Here is a 22,738-nt window from a genome sequence, read left to right as displayed (position 1 = left end):
CGATCGGTAGTCGCCGGGACGGCGGCACCCCGCCTCACGCGCCGTCCTATCGGTAGGCGCAAAGCCTGGCGCGGTCGTTCTGCCAGCAGGCGCCACGGCGGTGCAGATTGCCGATCCGTGCCTGGCCGTGGAGATACCGGCCCTCGTTCCAGAACATGATGCCGGCATCCGGGCCGGTGATCGAGAGCGAGCCGAACGTTCCGTTCCGCATCACCCTGGTATTGGCCATCGAGCACTCGTCAGGCCCGAGGTCGAATTCGGCGCATTCGGTCTTCAGGCGGCCATCGTCGAAATCGAAGTCGCCATTGGCCTGAAGGTCGATGATGCAGCTCCCGTCGATATAGGTGGCGCCATCGACGACGAGGACGCAGCGGCCGTTGCCATTTAATGCAGACGATTGCGCACCGGCGGCGGACGCCGCGACCAGGGCGAGCCCGGCGGCGACGGCGATTTTCCCGAAGCGACGGTTCGCGTTGGCGAGAAACGACATCGGTTTTCTCCCCCTCTTCGTTTCGGGAAGTCTGACAGCGCCGCCCGGCGATCACAATCGCAGCACGAAAAAAAGCGCCGGCGCAACAGGGCGCCGGCGTCGTTTTTTTGCCGATAAACAGGCGCTTCTTTTCAGAAAGTCAGGTCAGGAAACCTTTCAAGGTAGATCCGGAACCAGGGCGTGAAATCGTCCGGCCGTTCGGCGATTTCCGCCTTCAGGTCGTCCAGGGCGACCCAGCGGGTCTCGGAGACCTCGTCCGGATTGGGCGCGATGTCGGCGACGGAGCGCGGGGCGACGCCGGTAAACACCGTCACCTTCTCGTGCTCGTGCAGGCCCGAGCCGACATCGGCCGCGTATTCCACAACGCTGCGCTCCTGCAGCGGCACGGTGAAGCACAGCTCCTCGTGCAGCCGGCGGCCGGCCGAGGCGGCGGAGCATTCCTGCCAGTGCGGATGGGTGCAACAGGTGTTGGCCCATTTGCCGCCGCAGTGATACTTGCCGTCGGCCCGGCGCTGGATCAGGAGCTCGCCGTCCTCGTTGAAGACGAACACCGACACGGCCAGATGAAAGACCGCGTCGGTGTGCGCGCGCAGCTTCTCGATCGGGAACAGCGAACCGTCCCGCGCGATACCCGGTATGATGACCGGGGCCGTCATGCCACCTGGCGAGCCAGGGCGCATTGCGACCACAGGTCGTTGATCGCCCGCACCAGGTGGTCGACATCGTCGTCGGAGTGCAGCGGCGACGGCGTGATGCGCAGGCGCTCGGTGCCCTTGGGGACGGTCGGGTAGTTGATCGGCTGGATGTAGATGCCGTAGGTGTCGAGCAGCACGTCGCTGATCCAGCGGCACTTGGTCGGATCGCCGACCATCACCGGAATGATGTGGCTCGGGTTCGGCATGTGCGGGATGCCGAGGGCATCGAAGCGGGCGCGCACGGTGGCGACGCGGTCGCGCTGGGCCATCCGCTCCTCGTTGCTGTCCTTCAGGTGCCGGATGCTGGCGGTGGCGCCGGCTGCGATCGCCGGCGGCAGCGCCGTGGTGAAGATGAAGCCGGACGAGAAGCTGCGCACGTAGTCGCACAGGGCCGCGGAGGCGGCGATATAGCCGCCCATGACGCCGAACGCCTTGCCGAGGGTGCCCTCGATGATGGTCAGACGGTCCATCAGGCCTTCGCGCTCGGCAACGCCGCCGCCGCGCGGGCCGTAGAGGCCGACCGCATGGACTTCGTCGAGATAGGTCATGGCGCCGTGCTTGTCGGCGACGTCGCAGATCTCCTTGATCGGGGCGATGTCACCGTCCATCGAGTAGACCGACTCGAACGCGATGAGCTTCGGCCGCGACGGGTCGATCAGCGACAGCTTGCGGTCGAGATCCTGGACGTCGTTGTGGTTCCAGATGACCTTGTCGGCGCGACTATGACGGATGCCTTCGATCATGGAGGCGTGATTGAGGGAATCCGACAGGATCACGCAATTCGGGAGCCGGGCGCCGAGCGTGCCGAGGGTCGCCCAGTTAGAGACGTAGCCGGAGGTGAAGATCAGCGCGGCTTCCTTGTTGTGCAGGTCGGCAAGCTCGCGCTCCAGGAGGATGTGGTAGTGGTTCGTCCCGGAGATGTTGCGGGTGCCGCCGGCACCGGTGCCGCACTTTTCGATCGCCTCGTGCATGGCGGCGCGAACGGTCTCGTTCTGGCCCATGCCGAGATAGTCGTTGGAGCACCAGACGGTGACGTGCTGGGTGTTTTCCCCGTCATAGCGGGTGGCCCGGGGGAAGGCGCCGGCGTGACGTTCCAGGTCGGCGAAAATCCGGTAGTTGCCATCGTTGCGAAGGCGCTCAAGCTCCTGCTCGAAGAACGCGTCGAAATCCATTTGTACCTCCAAAGCTACCGGTTCGTGTTAGCGCCACCGGCACGTCATGGCGCGTCGTGATCTGGCGCCGCCTCCAGGCGGCGTCGGTGGATGGATGTCTTGCCGGAAAACCGGCTTTCGAAGCCCTGCCAGGCGGAGCCGTTGGCGGCGGTGAGGTCGATCGGCGCGGCCTCACCGCGTTCCGGGATCGCCCAGCGCCACAACACGGCCTCGGAGACCGGCAGGACCAGGAAAAAGTGCTCGATGATGGCGAGCGCGAGGAACGCCGAGGCCAGCACCGTGGCAGCGACCACATGGGGCTCGTCGGCGGCATAGGCATTGGCGATCAGCCAGCCGCAGACCACCATCGCCACGCCGACCATGGCCGGGAAGAACGGGTTGGTGCGGTCGGTACGGAAATAGCTGGTGAGATAGTGGAGCCGCGCCGGCGTCATCTCGTTGATGGCGTTGGGCGCGCCGAGGAAGACGGTCAGCTTGGCGCTGAGGCGCATGGCCCACAGAATGAGGAAGGTCCACAGGCCCGCATGGTTCGGCGCGGTCCAGGTCAGGCCCGCGACGAGAACCGCGGTGACCGCCAGCGCGACCTCATGGTCGCGGATCGTGGAGAAGGCGGCCAGGAACCGGCGCCAGCCGGAGGCGTCCGGCGGACAGGGCGCCCGGTTCGGTCCGGTGACCATGCCGGTGAGGAAGGAGAGCTCGTGCCAGGCCCACAGGCCGATGGCGCTCAGATAGCCGAGATAGGCGCCGGCCGCGCTTTCCATGCGGGCGCTCTCGTAAAGCCCGAAGACGGCAAGGCCGGCGATCAGCGTTGCGACCACCATCGCGCCACGGCGGAAACCGCGCGGGCGCCGCGCCGCATAGAGGACCACCCCGGTGGAGAACCACCAGGTGAAGACCACGAACACGACGGGCGCTACGTACTGGACCAACAGGTCTCTCCCAATTACCAGGCCGGCTGAAGCCGGCTGGTCTGCGGAATTTCGTTCGTCTTGCCGGGCAACAGATAGAGGCGGGCAAAAACGGCCGCGGCCGCCGCGCCCCACACTGCCTTGCCGAGGGCGCCGGCAAGGCCGCCCTTTGCTGAAGCCGCCTCCAGGCGGCGGTTGATGCGGCAGAGCCGCCTGAAGCCGGCGACCATCGCCGGGTGGTCGGTGTCCAGCAGCACCGGGAAGCACTGCCTTGAGATTTCCGTCGTCGTCCGGAACACCTTCGCGTCGTAGTCGTCGATGTCGATGCCGAGACCGCGATAGAAGGCCGGACGGGCGTGATCGCGCACATACATGGTCGCATACACGGCGAGCAGGAAGAATTTGATCCACAGCCTGTTGACGCCGCTGAGCAGCTTCGGGTCGGACCGCATGATCAACGAGAACGCCTCGCCATGACGGAATTCGTCATTGCACCATTCCTTGAACCATTTGAAAATCGGGTGGAATCGGTATTCCGGGTGCCGTTCCAAATGGCGGTAGATGGTGATGTAGCGGGCATAGCCGATCTTTTCCGACAGGTATGTGGCGTAGAATATGAATTTCGGTCGGAAATAGGTATACTTTTTCGCCTTGGCCAGAAACCCCATATTGACGCCGATGCCGAAATCCTTCAGCGCGTCATTGATGAAGCCGGCATGGCGCGACTCGTCGCGGCTCATGAAGCCGAACAGATCACAGATCTCCTTGTTCTTGCCGCGTCGCTTCATTTCCTTGTAGAGCACGCAGCCGGAGAATTCCGCGGTCAATGAACTGACCAGGAAATCGACCAGCTCGGCGCGCAAGTCTTCCGGCAGCGCATCGATATCCAGATCGTCCCAGTTTTCGTTGCGCTTGAAGTGGCCCTTGTTGTGGTCGGCGCGCAGGTCGTCCATCAGGACGTCCCATTCCTCGCGCACGGCCGACACGTCGATGCGGTCGAGCTCGGCGAAATCCGTGGTGTAGAAGCGCGGATTGAGCATGGTCGACTGCATCGCGGCCCTGGTGGTCTCGCTCTGCTCGTCGACCTTTGGCGCCAGATCGTCCGGCGCGACGTGCCTGTTCATACGGTTCCCCTCCCTGAAAAACTGAATTCGCAGAGTTCCATCAGCTCCAGATCGCCTGTCGCCTTGACGAAGGCGCGCTCGAGCAGACTTGCCCGCGTTATCGTTGCGGTCCGCTTGAACTCGCGGACTTCGCCATAGGGCACGGCGACCGGCGCGCCATGCACGACCACCTCGTCCCCCGGATGTACGATCGTCCCGTCCGAGAACCGTACATGGGCGCCGAGGCTGTCGAAGGTATTGCTGATCTCAACCGTGCAGGGCACGTCGATGCGTTTCCTGCCGATCAGCCTGCCGATCACTTCACGTCTCCATAGTTCTTGAGGAACGCCTCGAAGGCGGCCGCGTTGTCGGGCCCGAAAGCGTTCAGGTAAAGCCGTTGGCCGGTGCCGGTGTCCGACAGGGAGACCCAGCCGTTCTCCCACTTGATGATGCGGTAGGGCTGGTCCTTGCCGACCTCGGCGACAAGGCGCATGCGGTCGAGGCCGCGCAGCGCGCCGCGCACGAAGCCGCCCTCGCCCGAGCCGATGACGGCGATCTCGTCGCCGCTCATGGCATCGGTGACGGTGACGCTGTCGGCCGCATCGCGGGTGATGACCACGTCGCGGATGGCGACCGGCTGACCGAGGCCGTTGCGCACCGTGCCGATGTCGGTGACCGAGCCGAAAATGGTGGCGATCAGCGCGAAGCCGACAAGCGCCAGCGCCGAATAGAGCGGAAAGCGCGGGAACGAGGGAACGCGCCCCTTTCTCTCCTTCTTCGGCTTTTCAGACGCGACGGCGACGTTCATGCTCATCCCCTTTTTCCTTCCTACTCGGCGGCCGTGACGGTCTTCAGACCCGAGACCCGCTGGCGAGGCGTCTCCGGGCCCGAGGCGGTCACGGCGATCCGCGGCGCCTCGTCGGCATGGCCGGCGACGTAGTCGGCGAGTGCCTTGCCGAGGATGCCGGCGACCTTTTCGGCTTCCGGAATGCAGCGCAGGGCCGGCTCGCAGCGGAACATCCGCCAGGGCCGGACATGGGGCCACATCATCAGCCAGGACATGCGCTCGTCGGCCTTCAGGGCCATGGCGATGTCGCCGATCCCCCGCTTGCCGGTCGCAAGGTTCGCCGAGGCGATCTTGGAGAACGGCAGGTTGAGCGTGAACGGCAGCGCCACGCCGACACGCATCACCACGCGGCGGTTGGTGACGGTGTACATCGTCGTCTTGTGGACGCCCCAGGCATAAGCCTCCAGGAGGCCGATCAGCACCGCGGCGAAGAGGACCAGCGCGCCGGCGGAAAACGTCGACGCGCCGAGACCGCGACCGTCATAGAGACCGGCCGTAAACGCCCAGGCCGCGAGCACGAGGAAGTAGAACGCGAACCAGCCGGTTTTCATGACGCGCCGGGCAATGGAGCGGCCGTCGGGCCGCCCCTGCCACAGCATGAACTCGCCTTCCGGAAGCTTTTCGGGAAGACCCTCGACGGGTTCGTATTCGTGCTCGCGCACCTGGTCGAACATCATAGCAGCGGCTCCTGCCGTTCCGGCGTGGCGTAGAGCTGACCGGCGCCGTAGTAAGCGGCGATCTTCTCTTCTTCCAGTCGGCTGACGGCGTCGGGGCTGGCCGTCGTCGGAACGCCGGCGAACTGCTCGGAGGTGACGGCATGGACATAGATGTGGCCGGTGCGCACGACGCAGAACGGCATCGGCAACAGGACCGTGCCGGCGCCTTCGAGCTGAACCTCGAGGTAGCGGATCAGGCTGTCGGACTTGTCGACCCAAAGGTCGGTGACCGTGCCGGCGATCTGCTTGTCGCAGCCGACGACGCTCATGCCGCGCGGATCCGGATCGTCCTCGACGACCTGGAACTCGTCGGTCGTGCGGAGCGGCACGATGCGGTTGGAGCCGTCCGGATTGGTCTCGACGATGTCGAGACGTTCGGCATAGGAGCCCGGGCCGATGCTGTCGGCCATCGGATCGCCGGTCGGCACGAGCGGCGAGCCCGGCGCGACGGTGAGCCGCTCGGCGGCAATCGGACGGGTGTCGCGGACCTGGTCCGGGACGGTCTTGGTGCCCTGGTTGTTGAACAGCACGAAGGTCTTGGGCTGCGGCAGGAACAGCCAGGGATCCTTGCTGTACTCGCCGGAAACATCGGCTTCCAGCGGATAACCCTCACGCCGGTCTTCCTGGCGCAGGTACCAGACGAGACCGACGAAAAATGCCCAGAACGCATAGAGCGTCACCTGTGCAACGTCGATATGTGATGTTAACGCTCCGGATTCCATAGCTCTCTCCCGGTTCGCGGTTTCGATTATCCCGGCAACTCGGCTAATCCGAACTGCCGTTGTGTCGCGGCGCTGTGGCGGCGCCGGTAGGTCAACGGGCCCAGCACCACCAGGCTCGCAAATAGCATTCCGATTTCAATGTGATAGACGACGCTGTAGCCGACCGTGACGTCGTTGAGGGTGGCCCCCAGCGCGCCTGACATAGCCAGCGAATTGACGACGTCGCGCAGGACGCCGCCGACGGCGAGCGCGATGCCGATCGAGGTGGCCTGCACCGCGCCCCAGGCGCCGATGGCAAGGCCGTGATCGGTGTGCTCGCCGAGCTCCATGGCCGCCAGCATGGTGCCGACGGCAAACAGCCCGCCGCCGAAGCCGATGACCGCGGCGCCGGCCCGGAACAGGTTCGGTGCCTCCAGCGGGGCGGCAAAGACGACGGCGGAAAAGGCGACGATGCCGGACAGCGCGCCGATGGCGGCGACCCGGTGCATCTCAAAGCCCCTCGCCAGCAGGTTTCCGGCAAGCAGGAAGCCGGCAAGCGTGCCCGCGGCCCAGAGCGCGGTCAGCATGGTCGTCTGGCTGACCGAAAGGCCGAGGACTTCGGCGCCATAGGGCTCCAGCAGCACGTCCTGCATGCTGAAGGCGGCCGAGCCGAGGGCGAGCGCGAGCAGCAGGCGCGTGGTGCGCGGATCGGCGCGGTAGTTGGCGATCGCCTCGCTGAAGCTGAGCGCCTCGCGGCTGTGGGCGGTGCGGCTCGGGTCGCGCGCTTCCTGCTTCCACAGCGAGATGACGTTGAGGACAAGGGTGATGACCGCCGCGCCCTGGATCACCTGGATCAGACGCTTGGCGCTGAAGTCGTTGAGCAGGTAGCTGAGGACGAAGGCGCTGCCGATCATGCCGATGAGGAAGACGACATAGGTGAGCGCAACGACGCGCGGGCGCTTGTCCTCCGGCACCAGGTCGGTGGCGAGCGCCAGGCCCGCCGTCTGCGTCATGTGCATGCCGAGGCCGACCAGCAGGAAGGCGAGCGCGGCGCCGGCGCTGCCGGCCCATTCCGGGCCGTTGTTCTGGCTCTGCAGCAAGAGCAGCGCGAAGGGCAGAATGGCAAGGCCGCCGAACTGCAAGAGCGTGCCGAACCAGATATAGGGCACACGGCGCCAGCCGAGGAACGAGCGGTAGGTGTCGGACTTGTGGCCGATGAGGGCGCGGAACGGGGCGGCGACCACCGGGATCGCCACCATGATGGCGACGAGGCTGGTGGAGACGCCGAGTTCGACGATCATCACCCGGTTGAGCGTGCCGGTGAGCAGCACCGCGGCCATGCCGACGGAGACCTGGAACAGGGCAAGGCGAAGGAGGCGCGAGAACGGCATCTCCGCCGTCGCCACGTCGGCGAACGGCATGAACCGCATCCCTACCCTCTTCCAGAACGCCACCATGCGGGCGTTCGCCTGTCCGACCATGCTCATAGGCGCGACACCTCGATGGCTTGCGACGTGTAGAAGCCGCTCTTGACGCGCTCGCAGAGCCCAACCTGCCAGCCGGCGAAGGCCGGATCGGCGAGCACGCGCTTGCGGAACTTGCCCGGCGCGGTCGGCTGGATCGACGGCGCCCTGTCAGAGCGCGGGAACAGGCGGCCGGCCATGTGCATGAGGGTCAGCGGCACGGTGCGCGGCGCGAAGGTGCAGACGATCTTTCTGTCGGTGCGCGCGGCCAGCGTTGCCATCGCGGCAACGGCGTCGCCGAGCTTGTAGTGGATCAGCGAATCCATGGCGACGACGGCGTCGAAGCGGCCGAACTCGGGCGACAGCATGTCGCCGGAATGGAAGGTGACCGAGCCCTTGAGGTCCTCGGCGGCAAGCTGGGCGGCGGCGTAGCGCACGATCTCCGGCGACAGGTCGACGCCGACCACATCGGCGCCGCGCCGGGCCAGCTCGGCCGACATCATGCCCGCGCCGCAGCCGGCGTCGAGCACGCGCCAGCCGGTGAGGTCGTCGGGCAGGCAGGAGAGCAGCAGCCCGCGCATCCGGTCGCGGCCGGCGCGGACCGTCTCGCGGATCCGGTTCAGCGGCTCGTCGGTCGCCAGCTTCTTCCAGTGATGGATCGCGGTGCGATCGAAATAATCCTGGATTTCACTGCGACGCCGGATGTAGCGGGCCTGCTCCATCTTCTTCTTCCTCATTCAAAGCCAAGGAACTCGAAAATGTCGCGATCCTTCATCGGGGTCGCGTCGAGTTCCTCCGACCCGGACCAGAGGTATTCGGCCAGCTTCATGTATTCCTGCTGGATCCGTTTGATCTCCGGGGTCTCGTCCATTTCGAAAAGGGTGCGCTTCTTCAGCCGGCTCATCCGCACCGCGTCGTCGTCCGGTATGTGGGCGAGGCGCTTCAGGCCGATCGCGTCGTTGTAGCGGTCGATCTGGTCGGTGTTGGCCGAGCGGTTGGCGATGACGCCGCCGAGGCGGACGTCGTAGTTCTTCGCCTTGGCCCGGATGGCGGCGACGATGCGGTTCATCGCGAAGATGGAATCGAAGTCGTTGGCGGCGACGATCAGCGCCCGCTCGGCGTGCTGCAGCGGCGAGGCGAAGCCGCCGCAGACCACATCGCCGAGGACGTCGAAGACGACGACGTCGGTGTCTTCCAGCAGGTGATGCTCTTTCAAGAGCTTGACCGTCTGGCCGACGACATAGCCGCCGCAGCCGGTGCCGGCCGGCGGGCCGCCGGCTTCCACGCACTGCACGCCGTTGTAGCCGTCGAAGACGAAGTCTTCCGGCCGCAGCATCTCGGCGTGGTAGTTGACCTCCTCCAGGATGTCGATGACCGTCGGGATCAGCGATTTCGTCAGGGTGAAGGTGGAATCATGCTTGGGGTCGCAGCCGATCTGCAGGACGCGCTTGCCGAGCTTGGAAAACGCCACCGACAGGTTCGACGAGGTGGTCGACTTGCCGATGCCGCCCTTGCCGTAGATGGCAAAAACCTTGGCGCCCTCGATCTCCATCGTGGGGTCGAGCTTGACCTGGACCGATCCCTCGCCGTCCTCGCGGTGCTCGGAGGCGACCTTGGAGCTCTTGGCGCCCTTGCCGGCGACGTCCCTGTACGAATACGCGTTCATGCTGCCTCCACGTCGATGCCTTCGAGCCGGTCTTCCAACTCGTCCCCGGCCGCCCTCAGCGCTTCGAGCGTCGCTTCGTCGGGTTGCCAATAATTGCGCTCATGCGCCTCGATCAGCCGGTTGGCGAGCTTGGAGCAGGCCTTCGGATTGAGATCGGCCATGCGGGTCCGCATTTCCTCGTCGAGGATGAAGGTCTCGGTGAGGTTCTTGTAGACCCAGGGCGCGACCTGGCCGGTGGTGGCCGACCAGCCGAGCGTGTTGGTGACGTGGCTCTCGATCTGGCGCACGCCCTCATAGCCGTGCTTCAGGAGGCCCTCGTACCATTTCGGGTTGAGCATGCGGCTGCGGGTCTCCAGCGCCACCTGTTCGGTGAGCGTGCGGACCTTGCCCTTGCCGCAGGTCTGATCGCCGACATAGACCGGCACATGACCGCCGCCGGACTTGCGGATGGCCCGGCTGATGCCGCCGAGCGTGTCGAAATAATGGTCGATGGTGGTGATGCCGAGCTCGACCGATTCCAGGTTCTGGTAGGCCGCATCGACGCTCTGCAGGACCTCGCCGAGGAGCTCCTGGCGCTTCACCGGCTTGCCGTCGACGCCATAGGCGAAGCACTTGCGCGAGGTGTAGGTCTCGGCGATCTCGTCCTCGTCGTCCCAGGCGCCGCTGTCGATCAGCATGTTGACGTTGGAGCCATAGGCGCCGGCGGCGTTGGAGAAGACGCGCAGCGCCGCCTCGTCGAGCGCACAGCCGTGCCTTTCGGCATATTCCAGGGCGTGCTTGCGCAGGAAATTCTTCTCCACCGGCTCGTCGGCGGTGGCGGCGAGGTTGCAGGCCTCGGCCAGCAGCTTGGTCTGCATCGGCAGAAGGTCGCGGAAGATGCCCGACAGGGTGATGACGACGTCGATGCGCGGCCGGCCAAGGTCTTCCAGCGCGATCAGTTCGGCGCCGGCAAGGCGGCCGAAACCGTCGAAGCGCGGCTTAGCGCCGATCAGCGCCAGGGCCTGGGAGAGCGTCGAGCCCTCGGTCTTGAGGTTGTCCGATCCCCACAGCACCAAGGCGATCGATTTCGGCATCTGACCGCTGTCGCGGATGTGGCGCTCGATCAGCCGGTCGGCCTGTTCGCGGCCATCCTCCACCGCATAGGCGGTCGGCAGGCGGAACGGGTCGAAGCCGTGCAGGTTGCGGCCCGTCGGCACGATCTCCGGCGCGCGGACGATGTCGCCGCCGGCAACCGGATGGATGTAGCGTGTGTCGAGGGCGCGAAGCAGCGCACCGGTCTCATGGTCGACCTGCAGGCCCTCGTTGAGCCTTGCCAGCCGTTCCACGGTCATGGCCTTGTCTTCCTCGCCGCGGGCGATGGCGACGCGCGTCCCGGCAACGATGGCGTCGATGTCGGCATCGTCGAGGCGGCCGTCCATCATCGCCTCGTTGGTGGCGGCGAGGAGGTCGCGGCGCTCGATATCGCTCGGCACTTCGCCGACCACATGGAGCCCGTGCGGGATCAGGGTCGTCTCAAGCTCGATGATGCGCTCGTGGATGCCCGGGATCTCGGCCTCGCCGCCGTCGCTCCATTCCGCCTCCTGTTCGGCCAGGTCAACGGTCGCGGCCTGGCTCTGGATGATTTCGGCGAGCTTGCGGCGTTCGCCGTCCTGGCCCGGCGGCAGGGCACGCCAGCGCTCCACAGAGGCCTTGAGGTCAAGAAGACCCTTGTAGAGGCCGGCGTGGCTGAGCGGCGGGGTCAGGTAGCTGATAAGGGTCGCGGCCGAACGGCGGCGGGCGATGATGCCCTCCGACGGGTTGTTGGCGGCGTAGAGATAGTAGTTCGGCAGGGCGCCGATGAGGCGTTCCGGCCAGCACGCGTCGGACAGGCCGACCTGCTTGCCGGGCATGAATTCCAGCGCGCCGTGGGTGCCGAAATGGAGCACGGCGTCGGCCGCGAAATCGGTCTTCAGATAGGTGTAGAAGGCCGAGAAGGCGTGGGTCGGCGTGAAGGTCTTTTCAAACAACAGCCGCATCGGGTCGCCCTCGTAGCCGAAGGCGGGCTGAACGCCGACGATGACGTTGCCGAAATCAGCGCCGAGCACGAAGATGCCGGCGCCGTCGGTCTGGTGGCGGCCGGGCGCCGGGCCCCACTGGGCCTCGATCTCGGCGAGATACTTCTCGCGCGCCACATGGGTCTCGGCGGGAACGCGGTGGAGCACGTTGGCGGCCGTGCCGTGGCGCTCCGAATTGCCGATCAGGATACGGTCGCGCAGGGCGTCGACGCTTTCCGGCAGATCGACCGTATAGCCCTCCGCCTTCATCGCCTTCAGCGTGTTGAAGAGCGACTGGAAGACCGACAGATAGGCGGCCGTTCCGACGGCTCCGCCATTGGGCGGGAAGTTGTAGATGACGATGGCGACGCGGCGGTCGTTCCTGGCGCTGCGGCGCAGGCGGATCAGTTTCTCGACCCGGTTGGCGAGGCGCTCGGCGCGGTCCGGCTTGCAGACCATGTCGCGTTCCGACTTGATCTCGGCAGCGCCGGAGCGGCCGCCGAAGATCAGCGATCCGGAGGCGCCGTCCATTTCCGGCAGCGCCACCATCATCGTCGTTTCCACCGGCGACAGGCCCAGGTCGGAATCGAGCCACTGCTCGAGGGTCTGGAACTCGATCGCGAAGGCGGATAAATAGGGCACGTCCAGCTCAGCGAGCATGGCTTCAGCGGCGGGAGCGTCGTTATATGCGGGACCACCGACCAGCGAGAAGCCGGTCAGAGAGACGACCGCGTCGACTATCGCTTTGCCATCCTTGAGAAAGAATCGCTCGATGGCCGGACGTGCATCGAGGCCGCTTGCAAAGGCGGGGACAACCTTAAGCCCGCGAGCCTCGAGTGCGCTGATCACGCCGTCATAGTGTGCCGTGTTGCCGGCGAGCACATAAGACCGCATGACGAGGAGTCCCACCGTGCCGGTGGCGGATTTGGCGCAGACCTTGCGCGAGAACGCGGCAAGGTCGTCCGTAACCCGCTCCTTCAGCACGGGGTGGTAAAGACCGGTGTCGGGGTAGTTGACCGGATCGGCCGGCTTGACGAGCTTGCGCAGCCCGGCGCGCGGCCCCGACGCATATCGCGAAATCAGAAAGCGGACGAGGTTGGTGAGGTTCTCGTCGGACCCGGCGAGCAGGTATTGCAGGGTCAGGAAATAGGCGCGGACGTCCTGCGCCTTGCCGGGGATGAACTTCAGGATCTTCGGGATCGCCCGCAGCACCTTCATCTGGCCGTGGCCGGCGCCGCTGGAGCCCTTGGAGCCGCCGCGAAGGCGCTTCAGGAGGCCGAGGATGCCCGTCGTCGGCTTCGACATGTTGAAGTCGCCGATGCGGGTCAGCTTGACGATCTCGGCGCCCGACAGGCAGCCGACGACGCAGTCGCAATGGTCGCGGCGCGCCTCCAGCGACGGCCGGATGGCGCGACTGTGGTCGTCGAGGAAGATCATGCTGGCGACGATGATGTCGGCGGTCTCGATGTCGGCGCGGCAGCGCTCGGCAGCGGTCTGGTCCTCGCCCCAGCCGGCCAGCGCATGAATCGAGAGCTCCAGGCCCGGAATCTCGCGGCGCAGGGTCGCGCGGGCACGGTCGATGGCGCTCGTCATGTGATTGTCGAGCGTCACGAAGACGACGCGGATCGGCGTCGCCTTTCCGGATCCCTTCCGGGTCTCTGCGTCAGCGGGCAAAATGTGCTTTTGCATCGTAGAGTGTCTCGATCGTAATCACATTGACGCCGGTCTCATCGGCGAAACGCTCCGTGTTGCGGCGGGCCTTGCCGCGCACGAAGAACGGGATCTTTTTCAGTTCCTTTTCCGCTTCGGTGGTCCAGCGGGCGGCCGTGCCGTCCGGACTGTCGATGGTGTCGGGTGTCTGTTCGGCCGCGGCGGCCTCGAACGCGGACTGCTCGGCGCGAGCGGCGACGCCCTGCCCGCCGGAGCCGTGGGCGGCGTTGACGGCTGCCAGGTGCGAGGCGCCGGTGTCGTCGTGGAATTCGAAATCCTCGCGGAACATGCCGAGCAGATGCTCTTCCAGGCCCATCATCAGCGGGTGAACCCAGCTATCGAAGATGACGTTGGCGCCCTCGAAGCCCATCTGCGGGGCATAGCGCGCCGGGAAGTCCTGGACGTGCACCGGGGCGGAGATGACGGCGCAGGGGATGCGCAGGCGCTTGGCCGTGTTGCGCTCCATCTGGGTGCCGAGCACCAGTTCCGGATGGGCCTCAACGATCGCCTCCTCGACGTCCAGATGATCGTCGGAGATCACCGGCTCGACGCCGTAGTGGCGGGCGGCGGCGGTGATGTCGCGGGCGAAGTTGAAGCTGTAGGTGCCAAGACCGCAGACCTTGAAGCCGAGCTCTTCCTCGGCGATGCGGGCCGCGGCGAGCGCATGGGTGGCATCGCCGTAGATGAAGACCCGCTTGCCGGTCAGGTAGTTCGAGTCTACCGAGCGCGCATACCAGGAGAGCCGGTCGGCGTCGGTATCGAGCGCCTCTGTCGGATCGATGCCGGCGAGTTCGGCGACTTCCCGGATGAATTCGCGGGTCGCGGTGACGCCGATCGGCACGGTGCGCACGATCGGCTGGCCGAATTCGCGCTTCAGCCAGGTCGCCGCGGTCTCGGCGATCTCCGGATAGAGCACGACGTTGAAGTCGGCGGCCGGCAGCCTGGTGAGATCCAGCGGCGAGGCGTCCAGCGGGGCGACGACGTTGATGTCGACGCCGAGGGATGTCAGCAGCTTCTTGACCTCGACGATGTCGTCGCGGTTGCGGAAGCCGAGGGCGGTCGGGCCCAGAATGTTGCAGGATGCCGGCGCGCCCTCTTCCTTTTCGGGCTTCTCACGCCCGCCGGCAAAGCCGCGGACCAGCCGGTAGAAGGTCTCGGCCGCGCCCCAGTTTTCCTTGCGCTGGTAGGACGGCAGCTCCAGCGGCACCACGGGAACGTCGAGGCCCAGCGCCTTGGCAAGGCCGCCCGGATCGTCCTGGATCAGCTCGGCCGTGCAGGAGGCGCCGACCAGGATCGCCTGGGGCTTGAAGCGTTCCACCGCCTCCCTGCAGGCCTCCTTGAAGAGCTCGGCGGTATCCTTGCCGAGATCGCGGGCCTGGAAGGTGGTGTAGGTGACGGGCGGGCGCGTGCGGCGGCGCTCGATCATGGTGAAGAGGAGATCGGCGTAGGTGTCGCCCTGGGGCGCGTGCAGCACATAGTGGACGCCCTTCATGCTTGCTGCGATGCGCAGCGCGCCGACATGGGGCGGTCCCTCATATGTCCAGACGGTGAGCTGCATCGCCTAGACCTCCACCTTCAGCGCGGCACGGCGCCGCAGCGGGCGGGCGAACAGCTCGGCGAGATCGCCGGCCTGCTCGTAGCCCTGGATCGGGGTGAAGACGAGCTCGATCGACCATTTGGTCGCATAGCCCTTCGCCTCGAAGGGATTGGCAAGGCCGAGGCCGCAGACGATGAGGTCCGGATCGGCCTCGTGGCAGCGGTCGATCTGGCGCTCAACGTCCTGGCCCTCGCTCAACACCACGTCTTCGGGCAGGAGATCGAGTTCGGCGGCGAGGTGCCGGCGGTGGAGGTACGGGCTGCCGACCTCAGTCAGGCCCATGCCCGCCTCGCGGCTGAGGAACCGGGCGAGCGCCGGCTCGAGCTGCGAATCGGGGAAGAAGAAGATGCGCTTGCCGGAAAGGGTTTCCGCATAGCTCTCAAGGGCCTTGCGGGCGCGCTCCCGGCCCGGCGCGGTCACCGCCGCAAAGCGCGCGGGATCGACACCGAAGGCGTCAGAAGCGGCCTTCAGCCAGGCGGTCGTGCCCTCCTCGCCGAGCGGGAAGAGCGCCGGGATATGCGTTGCACCGCGGCGCTCCAGCATCTTGGAGGCCTCGTTGAGGAACGGCTGGGCGAGCAGGAAGCGCGTGTTCGGGCCGATCGCCGGCAGCCGGTCGCTGCGCCGGGTCGGCAGGAAGGCGACGTTGTCGATGCCGAGGGCCTGGAAGATGCGCGAGAACTGGTCTTCCACGACGTCCGCCAGCGAGCCGGCAACCACCAGCGAGGGGGCCGCATCGGCCTCCGCGGCGGGGCATTCCTCAACAAGGGTGGCCAGGAAGCTGTCTTCCCCTTGCGTGAACGTGGTCTCGATGCCGCTGCCGGAATAGGCGATGACGCGGCGATCCGGCGCGTGTTCGCGGTTGAGGCGCTCGGCGGCGCGCGAAAGATCGAGCTTGATGACCTCCGAGGGGCAGGAGCCGACGAGGACCAGCATCCTGATGTCCGGACGGCGCTTCAAAAGCCGCGCGACGACGGCGTCGAGCTCGTCGTGCAGGTCGGCCATGCCGGAGAGGTCGCGCTCCTCGATGATGGCGGTGGCGAAGCGCGGCTCGGCGAAGATCATGACGCCGGCGGCGGACTGCATCAAATGGGCGCAGGTGCGCGAGCCGACGATCAGGAAGAAGGCGTCCTGCATCTTGCGATGCAGCCAGATGATCGACGTCAGGCCGCAGAAAACCTCGTGCTGGCCGCGCTGGTGGAGGATCGGCTGGCGACCGCCGGCCGGCGCATCGCACGGCGCCGCGGTGTTGGAGAGGATTGTCTGGGAAGCGGGCCGGCTCATTGGGCGGCCTCAAGCGATACGGCATGCATCTCGGCGTCGCGCCGGGCCATGCGCAGCTTCCACAGGAACTGGCCGGCGTTGATCACGTATGTCGCGTAGGCCGCAAGGGCCAGGAGCAGAAGTGGGGTCGGCGACAACAGATCGAGGCCAAGCGCCAGGAGATAGGCGGTGTGCAGCGTCAGCACCGCCATGGAGAACACGTCCTCCCAGAAAAACATGCGTGCAAACAGATACTTGCCGAAGACGTCCTTTTCCCAGATCGAGCCGGTGATCATGATCGCGTAAAGCGTCAACGTCTTCAGGACGATCGACAGATTGGCGACCCAGAGGCCCTCCCCGGTCAGGAAATAGCGGATGATCAGGATGAGGCTGACGAAGAAGACCAGGAACTGGATCGGGGCGAGGACCCCCTGCACCAGCGTCCAGGGCGAGGCGTCCCGCCGCCGGCGTTCTTCCGGCGTGTACAGCATGACCTGCGATTTCTCAGAATTCGCGGCAACCTTCATGGTCCTGCGGGTGACCGCCTCCCTCACTCCTGCTGGCATCGACTCTAACGCCGCGACAAACGAAGTGTCAACTTCATTTGACGTTAATAGCGATTTACATTCGACGTTCGATGGGACATTGTTGGGAGGCTTCCGCGCACGGTCGTCGACCGTGGGTTCGGCGCTCCGGACGGGGTCTCATGGAGGACCCTGCTCCCTGTGTCGGCCTTGATCAGCAAAACACGTCAGCGCGGGTGGCGACCGAGGCCGCTTCGTATTGGGGGCGCTATGATTTTATCCCTCAAAAGGGCTCCTGACGGCAACAGCTATCACACGGTCGCTGCCGCAGAAACCGGATTACTACGGAAGGCCGGAGCCGTTCCGGCGTACCTGTCGGGTGCGCCGGCCTGCGTTTCGGATGCTTTTCGTGCGCGGGCGCGCGCGGGCGCGCGTTCTTTTCCGAAGGGGCTTTCGCGCCGCGCGCCGGCACCCCATGTGACAATTCGCGCTGACACCGGATCTCGCCCGATCCCGGCCACTGGCGGGGCTCACCGCGACGGTGCGCTGCCCCCTGACGCCAGGCGGCCGGAGGCCGGCGCGCGGTGTCGCAGGCGGCCGGCCCTGCCGGCGCAGAAATGACGCGGAGACGACGTCGAATGCCATGAGCGACCGGGCCGAAAAAACGCGTTACAGGCAATTCAGCCGCCCGTCGGAGTGGTTCCACGACGTCGACCATGTCGCCGCCGCCGAGCTTGCCGCCGTCGGCTCCGACATTGCGCTCATCCTTTCCGAGGCAGGCGAGGTGGAGGACGTGTCCTACGCCAACGCCAGCCTGCGGCCCTACGCCCCCGACAAATGGATCGGCCGCCGCTGGGAGGCCACCGTGACGAGCGAGAGCGTGGACAAGGTGCGGACCCTGCTCTCGGACATCACCGCCGCCCGGTCGACCCGGCGCCGGCAAATCAACCACCCCGCAGAAGGGCTCCCCGACCTGCCGGTCAACTACGCCCTGGTGGCGATCGACGGATCCTCCTCCACGGTCGCCCTCGGCCAAGACCTTCGAAAGATAGCTGACATGCAAAGCCGGATGGTACAAAACCAACTCGAAATGGAGCGGGAATACCGCGACCTCCGTCAGGCCGAAACCCGCTACCGCATGCTCTTTCAACTGATCGCCCAGCCGATGTTCATCGTCGACGGCGACCTGTTGCGCATCCTGGATGTCAACCGGGCGGCGGCCGAACTGGTCGAGCGACCAAGCAGCCGGCTGGTCGGCGAAACGGTGACGACGCTGTTCCGGCGAGGTGCCCGCGAGGACATCGACGCGGTGCTGGAAGCCGCCCAGCGCCAGGGCACGGCCGACAGCCTGGAGGTGCGGCTCGCCAACCAGGACGGCTCCTATGCGATGACCGTGCAGCCGTTCCGGGACGACGGCAAGGTCAACCTGCTTGTCCGCCTGCGCCAGATCACCCGCGAGGGCGATGACGCCGATTCTGATGCGTTCGACCCGCAAGGCCTGATCTGGGAACTGCCGGAGGCCGTCGTCGTCACCGACGGCGAGGGCATCGTGGAACAGCCCAACGACCAGTTCCTCAATATGGTCAAGGCGGTGACCCGCGAGCACGTGATCGGCCGCAACCTCAATTCCTGGGTCGGGGCGGCGGCGATCGACATGCAGCTCCTGATGTCGAACCTGAAGGAAAAGGGCGAGGTGCGCTCCTTCTCCACCGTCATCCGCGACGATTTCGGCAAGGCGATCCCGGTCCGCATCGCCGCCAAACGGCTGACCGGGCCGCGCTCCTCGCGCATCGGCTTTCTGATCTCCGAGGCGACCGGCGACAGCGGCTATCCGTCCGTCACCGGCGCCCTGCCCTACGAGCCGTCGAATTTCGGCGAGCTGGTCGGCCGGGTGCCGCTGAAGGAACTCTTACGCGAGGCCTCCGACATCATCGAGAAGCTGTGCATCGAGGCGGCGCTGCGCCAGACCGGCAACAACCGCGCCTCGGCCGCGGAGATGCTCGGCCTCAGCCGGCAGAGCCTCTACATCAAGCTGAAACGGCACGGCGTCGGCGCCCCGGAGGCGGAGTAGGCGCCTCCTCTCGCGCGACCCCACCGGCGGCCGCGCGAGCGCCGGAAAGCGGCGAAAGCGCCCAACTTGTCACGTCCGCCTGACAACGGATCGTGTCGTCCTGTCGGAAAAACCTATTTTCCGGCAATGTTTTGCCAGGAGGTTGCGGCTGCGGCGATCACGCACTCCCATAAGTGTCATTCTGAATTGACACTTTTTTGGATCGCTCCTAGCATTTCGCCATGGATGCTTACCGGGTCTCCCAGGATTTGCCGCGGGTTCCGACCGTCGGCGCCACCATTCAACTGCTGAAACCGATCACATGGTTTCCGCCGATGTGGGCCTATGCCTGCGGGGTCGTCTCCGCCGGCGCCTTCACCGCGGAGCGCTGGTGGTTCGTGATCGGCGGCATTCTGCTCGCCGGCCCGCTGCTTTGCGGTACCAGCCAGGCGGTGAACGACTGGTTCGACCGCCATGTGGACGCCATCAACGAGCCCGACCGGGTGATCCCGTCCGGCCGCATGCCCGGCCGCTGGGGGCTTTACGTCGCCATCATCGCCAGCGCGCTGTCCATGGTCGTCGCAGCACTTCTCGGCGCCGCCGTGTTCTGGGCCGCGCTGATCGGCCTGGCGCTCGCCTGGGCCTACAGCGCGCCGCCGTTCCGGCTCAAGCAGAACGGCTGGTTCGGCAATGCCGCCGTCGGCTTTTCCTACGAGAGCCTGCCCTGGTTCACCGCCGCCGCCGCCGCCCTCGGCGGCCTGCCGCCGGCGGAGATCATCGCCGTTGCCCTGCTTTACGGCGTCGGCGCCCACGGCATCATGACGCTCAACGATTTCAAGTCGGTGGAAGGCGACACCCAGCACGGGCTCGCTTCGCTGCCGGTACAGCTCGGCGTTTCCAACGCGGCGCGCTTTGCCTGCCTCGTCATGGGCGGCTCGCAGGCCGCGGTGATCGCGCTTCTTATCATCTGGCAACACTTCTGGGCGGCCGGCGTCGTCGGCCTCGTTCTGGCGATCCAGATCGGCTGCATGATGCACATGCTGAAAAGCCCGAAGGAGCGCGCCGTCTGGTACTCGGCGATCGGCGTCGGGCTCTATGTCAGCGGCATGATGGCGACCGCCATCTCGCTGAGGACCCTGACCGTCGCATGACGGCTTTCCGAAGGAGCGGACAACAGCAATGACGTCGTTGGCGAAGGGGACTCGCGACGGACTTGGTTGGATCGGCATTCTGAGGCTCGGGCTGGTGCAGGCGAGCCTCGGCTCGATCGTCGTTCTCACCACCTCGACCCTCAACCGGGTCATGGTCGTGGAACTGGCGCTCGCCGCCGCGATCCCCGGGGCCCTCGTCAGCCTGCACTACGCCGTGCAGATGCTGCGCCCGGTCTGGGGCTACGAATCCGACATCGGCGGCGGCCGCACCCGCTGGATCCTCGGCGGCATGGCCATGCTGGCGCTGTCCGGCACCGGCGCCGCGGCCTCCACGATCCTGCTGGAATCCCATTTCTGGCTCGGCCTTGGTGCCGCCATCGTCGCCTTTGCCTTCATCGGCTTCGGCATTGGTGCTGCCGGCACCTCGCTGCTGGCGCTCTTAGCCAGCCGCACGGCGCCGGAACGGCGCCCGGCAGCCGCGACCATCGTCTGGATGATGATGATCGCCGGCATCGTGGTCACCGCCGTCACCTCCGGCCATTTCCTCGATCCCTATTCCCACGCGAAGCTGATCACCATCACCGCCGTCGCCGGCGTCATCTCCTTCGTCCTTGCCGCCGTCGCCGTCGGCCGGCTGGAAAAGCGCACCGTGGAACAGGTCACCCATGACAACGACCCGAACACGCCCAAACCGACCTTCTGGGAAGCCCTGAGGGAGATCTGGGAAGATCCGGAGGCCCGGCTCTTCACCATCTTCGTCTTCGTCTCCATGCTCGCCTATTCCATGCAGGACCTGATCCTGGAGCCGTTTGCCGGCCTCCTCTTCAACATGCAGCCCGGCGAGACGACCCAGCTTTCCGGCAACCAGCACAGCGGCGTCTTCCTCGGCATGGCGACGGTCGGCATCATCGGCAGCCTGCTCGCTGGCCGAAAGTCGCAACTCCTGAAGATGTTCACGGTTGTCGGCTGCATCGGTTCGGGCATGGCGCTGGCACTGCTGGCCGTTGCCACGTCGTTCGCCCCCGACTGGCCGCTTTGGCTCAACATCTTCGCCCTCGGCTATGCCAACGGCGCCTTTGCGGTCGCGGCCATCGGCTCGATGATGACGCTGGCCGGAGCCGGCGTGAAATCGCGCGAGGGCATCCGCATGGGCCTGTGGGGCGCGGCGCAGGGAATCGCCTTCGGCGCCGGCGGGTTCTCCGGCACCGTCACCATCGACTTCGCGCGCTATCTCACCGGCGACATCGGCATTTCCTATGCCTGGGTGTTCTCCGGCGAGGCGGCGCTGTTCCTGATCTCCGCCGTCATCGCCAGCCGGCTCACCATGGGCGGTCCGCCTCCCTCCAACGGTGCGGCATCGGCAAACGGCGCGCGGGGCGACCTCCAACCGGCGGTGTAGGAAAATGACCAAGGATTTCTTCGATACCATCATTGTCGGCGGCGGGCCGGCCGGCGCCACGGCGGCGCACGAACTGGCCAAGAAGGGCCGGGCCGTCCTGCTCGTCGACCGGGAGGGGCGCACGAAACCCTGCGGCGGCGCCATCCCGCCGCGCGCGGTGCGCGACTTCGACATCCCGCCGCACATGCTGACGGCGCGGATCGCCGCCGCCCGCATGGTCTCGCCGTCGAACAAGACGGTGGACATGGAGATCACCGGCACCGGCTATGTCGGCATGGTGGACCGCGACGCGTTTGATCCCTGGCTGCGCCAGCGCGCGGCGGAAGCGGGCGCGACGCGCATTGCCGGCACCTTCACCGGCGCCACCCAGAACGCCGACGGTACGGTGACGGTACAGATCCGCGAAAAGAGCGACGGCAACGCCGTGCGCGAGTACAAGGCCAGGACCCTGATCGGCGCGGACGGCGCCAACTCGCCGGTCCGGCGCGCCGTCTTCGGCGCCAACGTCAAGCCGCCCTTCGTCTTTGCCTATCACGAGATCGTCCGCTCGCCGGACACCGCCAACGACAATTTCAATCCGAGCCGCTGCGACGTCATCTACAAGGGCGAGATCTCGCCGGACTTTTATGGCTGGATCTTCCCGCACGGGCCGGCGACCAGCATCGGCTGCGGCAGCGCCATCAAGGGCTACGACCTCAGAGCCGCGACCCGTCGCCTGCGCGAACAGGCCGGCCTTGCCGACTGCGAGACGCTGCGCGAGGAAGGCGCACCGCTGCCCCTGAAACCGCTGAAGCGCTGGGACAACGGCCGCAACGTGCTGCTTGCCGGCGATGCCGCCGGCATCGTCGCCCCCTCCTCCGGCGAAGGCATCTACTACGCCATGCTCGGCGGCCAGCTTGCCGCCGAGGCGGTCGACCAGTTGCTGGTCACCGGCGAGGTCAAGGCGCTGAAGAGCGCCCGCAAGCGCTTCATGAAGGACCACGGCCGGACCTTCCTTATCCTGCGCGTCATGCAGACGATCTGGTACCGCAACGACAAGCGGCGCGAGCAGTTCGTGAAGATGTGCCGGGATCCGGACGTGCAGCGCTTGACCTGGGAATCCTATCTCAACAAGAAGCTGGTCAAGCGCGAGCCGATGGCGCATCTGCGCGTCTTCGGCAAGGATTTGCAGCAATTATTCGGCCTGTCGCACCGCTGACAGGCGCCATCACTTTTCAATGGAGCAGAGACGCCGCCCCGCCGACGTGCGGGGC

Annotated in this window: 20 protein-coding genes; 4 read left to right on the top strand and 16 right to left on the bottom strand. The window is 66.3% G+C overall.

All coding sequences use genetic code 11. The features are described 5' to 3' along the window. Positions 1–46 precede the first annotated feature (46 nt). The 16 genes from CH339_RS08750 to bchF form a co-directional block, all read right to left on the bottom strand. Complete coding sequence (locus tag CH339_RS08750; RefSeq protein ID WP_111433968.1) at positions 47–490, bottom strand: hypothetical protein; 444 nt, start codon at positions 488–490, stop codon at positions 47–49. Between the two features lie 131 nt (positions 491–621). Further along, entirely contained in the window at positions 622–1,146 is a 525-nt protein-coding gene (gene idi / locus CH339_RS08745) for an isopentenyl-diphosphate delta-isomerase (RefSeq protein WP_111433967.1), read from the bottom strand. Further along, positions 1,143–2,357 (bottom strand): 5-aminolevulinate synthase, encoded by a 1,215-nt coding sequence (gene hemA, locus CH339_RS08740; RefSeq protein WP_111433966.1) that lies wholly within the window; start codon positions 2,355–2,357, stop codon positions 1,143–1,145. Before hemA ends, idi begins: the two co-directional genes overlap by 4 nt. 44 nt (positions 2,358–2,401) lie before the next feature. Beyond that, the gene (gene puhE, locus CH339_RS08735) at positions 2,402–3,286 is read right to left on the bottom strand and encodes a putative photosynthetic complex assembly protein PuhE (RefSeq protein ID WP_170138450.1); all 885 of its coding nucleotides are present in this window, start codon (positions 3,284–3,286) and stop codon (positions 2,402–2,404) included. Between the two features lie 14 nt (positions 3,287–3,300). After that, a complete protein-coding gene (gene acsF, locus CH339_RS08730) occupies positions 3,301–4,389 on the bottom strand; it encodes a magnesium-protoporphyrin IX monomethyl ester (oxidative) cyclase (protein ID WP_111433964.1) in 1,089 nt (362 codons plus the stop codon). After that, entirely contained in the window at positions 4,386–4,688 is a 303-nt protein-coding gene (locus tag CH339_RS08725; protein ID WP_420825907.1) for an O2-dependent cyclase accessory protein, read from the bottom strand. The genes acsF and CH339_RS08725 overlap by 4 nt, the downstream gene beginning before the upstream one ends. Next, positions 4,685–5,182 (bottom strand): photosynthetic complex assembly protein PuhC, encoded by a 498-nt coding sequence (gene puhC / locus CH339_RS08720; RefSeq protein WP_244669165.1) that lies wholly within the window; start codon positions 5,180–5,182, stop codon positions 4,685–4,687. The genes CH339_RS08725 and puhC overlap by 4 nt, the downstream gene beginning before the upstream one ends. Positions 5,183–5,196: 14 nt before the next feature. Then, the gene (puhB, locus tag CH339_RS08715; RefSeq protein WP_201241049.1) at positions 5,197–5,892 is read right to left on the bottom strand and encodes a photosynthetic complex putative assembly protein PuhB; all 696 of its coding nucleotides are present in this window, start codon (positions 5,890–5,892) and stop codon (positions 5,197–5,199) included. Then, positions 5,889–6,653 carry a photosynthetic reaction center subunit H gene (gene puhA, locus CH339_RS08710; RefSeq protein ID WP_111433963.1) on the bottom strand — a complete coding sequence of 255 codons (765 nt, stop codon included), beginning with the start codon at positions 6,651–6,653 and terminating at the stop codon, positions 5,889–5,891. The genes puhB and puhA overlap by 4 nt, the downstream gene beginning before the upstream one ends. 26 nt (positions 6,654–6,679) lie before the next feature. Next, positions 6,680–8,119 (bottom strand): BCD family MFS transporter, encoded by a 1,440-nt coding sequence (locus CH339_RS08705; RefSeq protein ID WP_111433962.1) that lies wholly within the window; start codon positions 8,117–8,119, stop codon positions 6,680–6,682. After that, positions 8,116–8,817, bottom strand: coding sequence for a magnesium protoporphyrin IX methyltransferase (gene bchM / locus CH339_RS08700; RefSeq protein WP_111434019.1), 702 nt, complete (start codon positions 8,815–8,817; stop codon positions 8,116–8,118). Before bchM ends, CH339_RS08705 begins: the two co-directional genes overlap by 4 nt. A gap of 11 nt (positions 8,818–8,828) precedes the next feature. Continuing rightward, complete coding sequence (gene bchL, locus CH339_RS08695; RefSeq protein WP_111433961.1) at positions 8,829–9,761, bottom strand: ferredoxin:protochlorophyllide reductase (ATP-dependent) iron-sulfur ATP-binding protein; 933 nt, start codon at positions 9,759–9,761, stop codon at positions 8,829–8,831. Then, positions 9,758–13,483 carry a magnesium chelatase subunit H gene (locus CH339_RS08690; RefSeq protein WP_111433960.1) on the bottom strand — a complete coding sequence of 1,242 codons (3,726 nt, stop codon included), beginning with the start codon at positions 13,481–13,483 and terminating at the stop codon, positions 9,758–9,760. The genes bchL and CH339_RS08690 overlap by 4 nt, the downstream gene beginning before the upstream one ends. Beyond that, entirely contained in the window at positions 13,458–15,062 is a 1,605-nt protein-coding gene (gene bchB / locus CH339_RS08685; protein WP_111433959.1) for a ferredoxin:protochlorophyllide reductase (ATP-dependent) subunit B, read from the bottom strand. Before bchB ends, CH339_RS08690 begins: the two co-directional genes overlap by 26 nt. Positions 15,063–15,065: 3 nt before the next feature. Continuing rightward, positions 15,066–16,382 (bottom strand): ferredoxin:protochlorophyllide reductase (ATP-dependent) subunit N, encoded by a 1,317-nt coding sequence (locus CH339_RS08680; RefSeq protein WP_111433958.1) that lies wholly within the window; start codon positions 16,380–16,382, stop codon positions 15,066–15,068. Beyond that, a complete protein-coding gene (gene bchF, locus CH339_RS08675) occupies positions 16,379–16,852 on the bottom strand; it encodes a 2-vinyl bacteriochlorophyllide hydratase (protein WP_306461173.1) in 474 nt (157 codons plus the stop codon). Before bchF ends, CH339_RS08680 begins: the two co-directional genes overlap by 4 nt. A 676-nt stretch (positions 16,853–17,528) precedes the next feature. Between bchF and ppsR the strand changes: the two genes are divergently transcribed. The 4 genes from ppsR to CH339_RS08655 all read left to right on the top strand — a co-directional run bounded on the left by ppsR (position 17,529) and on the right by CH339_RS08655 (position 22,683). Further along, entirely contained in the window at positions 17,529–18,956 is a 1,428-nt protein-coding gene (ppsR, locus tag CH339_RS08670) for a transcriptional regulator PpsR (protein WP_111433957.1), read from the top strand. A 221-nt stretch (positions 18,957–19,177) separates the two neighbouring features. Then, positions 19,178–20,086: a chlorophyll synthase ChlG gene (chlG, locus tag CH339_RS08665; RefSeq protein WP_111433956.1), complete on the top strand. Its 909-nt coding sequence runs from the start codon at positions 19,178–19,180 to the stop codon at positions 20,084–20,086. A 28-nt stretch (positions 20,087–20,114) separates the two neighbouring features. Then, positions 20,115–21,485, top strand: coding sequence for a BCD family MFS transporter (locus tag CH339_RS08660; protein WP_111433955.1), 1,371 nt, complete (start codon positions 20,115–20,117; stop codon positions 21,483–21,485). Positions 21,486–21,489: 4 nt separating this feature from the next. Beyond that, positions 21,490–22,683, top strand: a complete 1,194-nt coding sequence (locus tag CH339_RS08655) for a geranylgeranyl diphosphate reductase (protein ID WP_111433954.1) — start codon at positions 21,490–21,492, stop codon at positions 22,681–22,683. Positions 22,684–22,738 lie beyond the last annotated feature (55 nt).

Origin of the sequence: Rhodobium orientis (assembly GCF_003258835.1) — a bacterium.
In the GTDB taxonomy this organism is placed as follows: domain Bacteria; phylum Pseudomonadota; class Alphaproteobacteria; order Rhizobiales; family Rhodobiaceae; genus Rhodobium; species Rhodobium orientis.
This window is presented reverse-complemented; position numbering and strand designations above follow the sequence as displayed.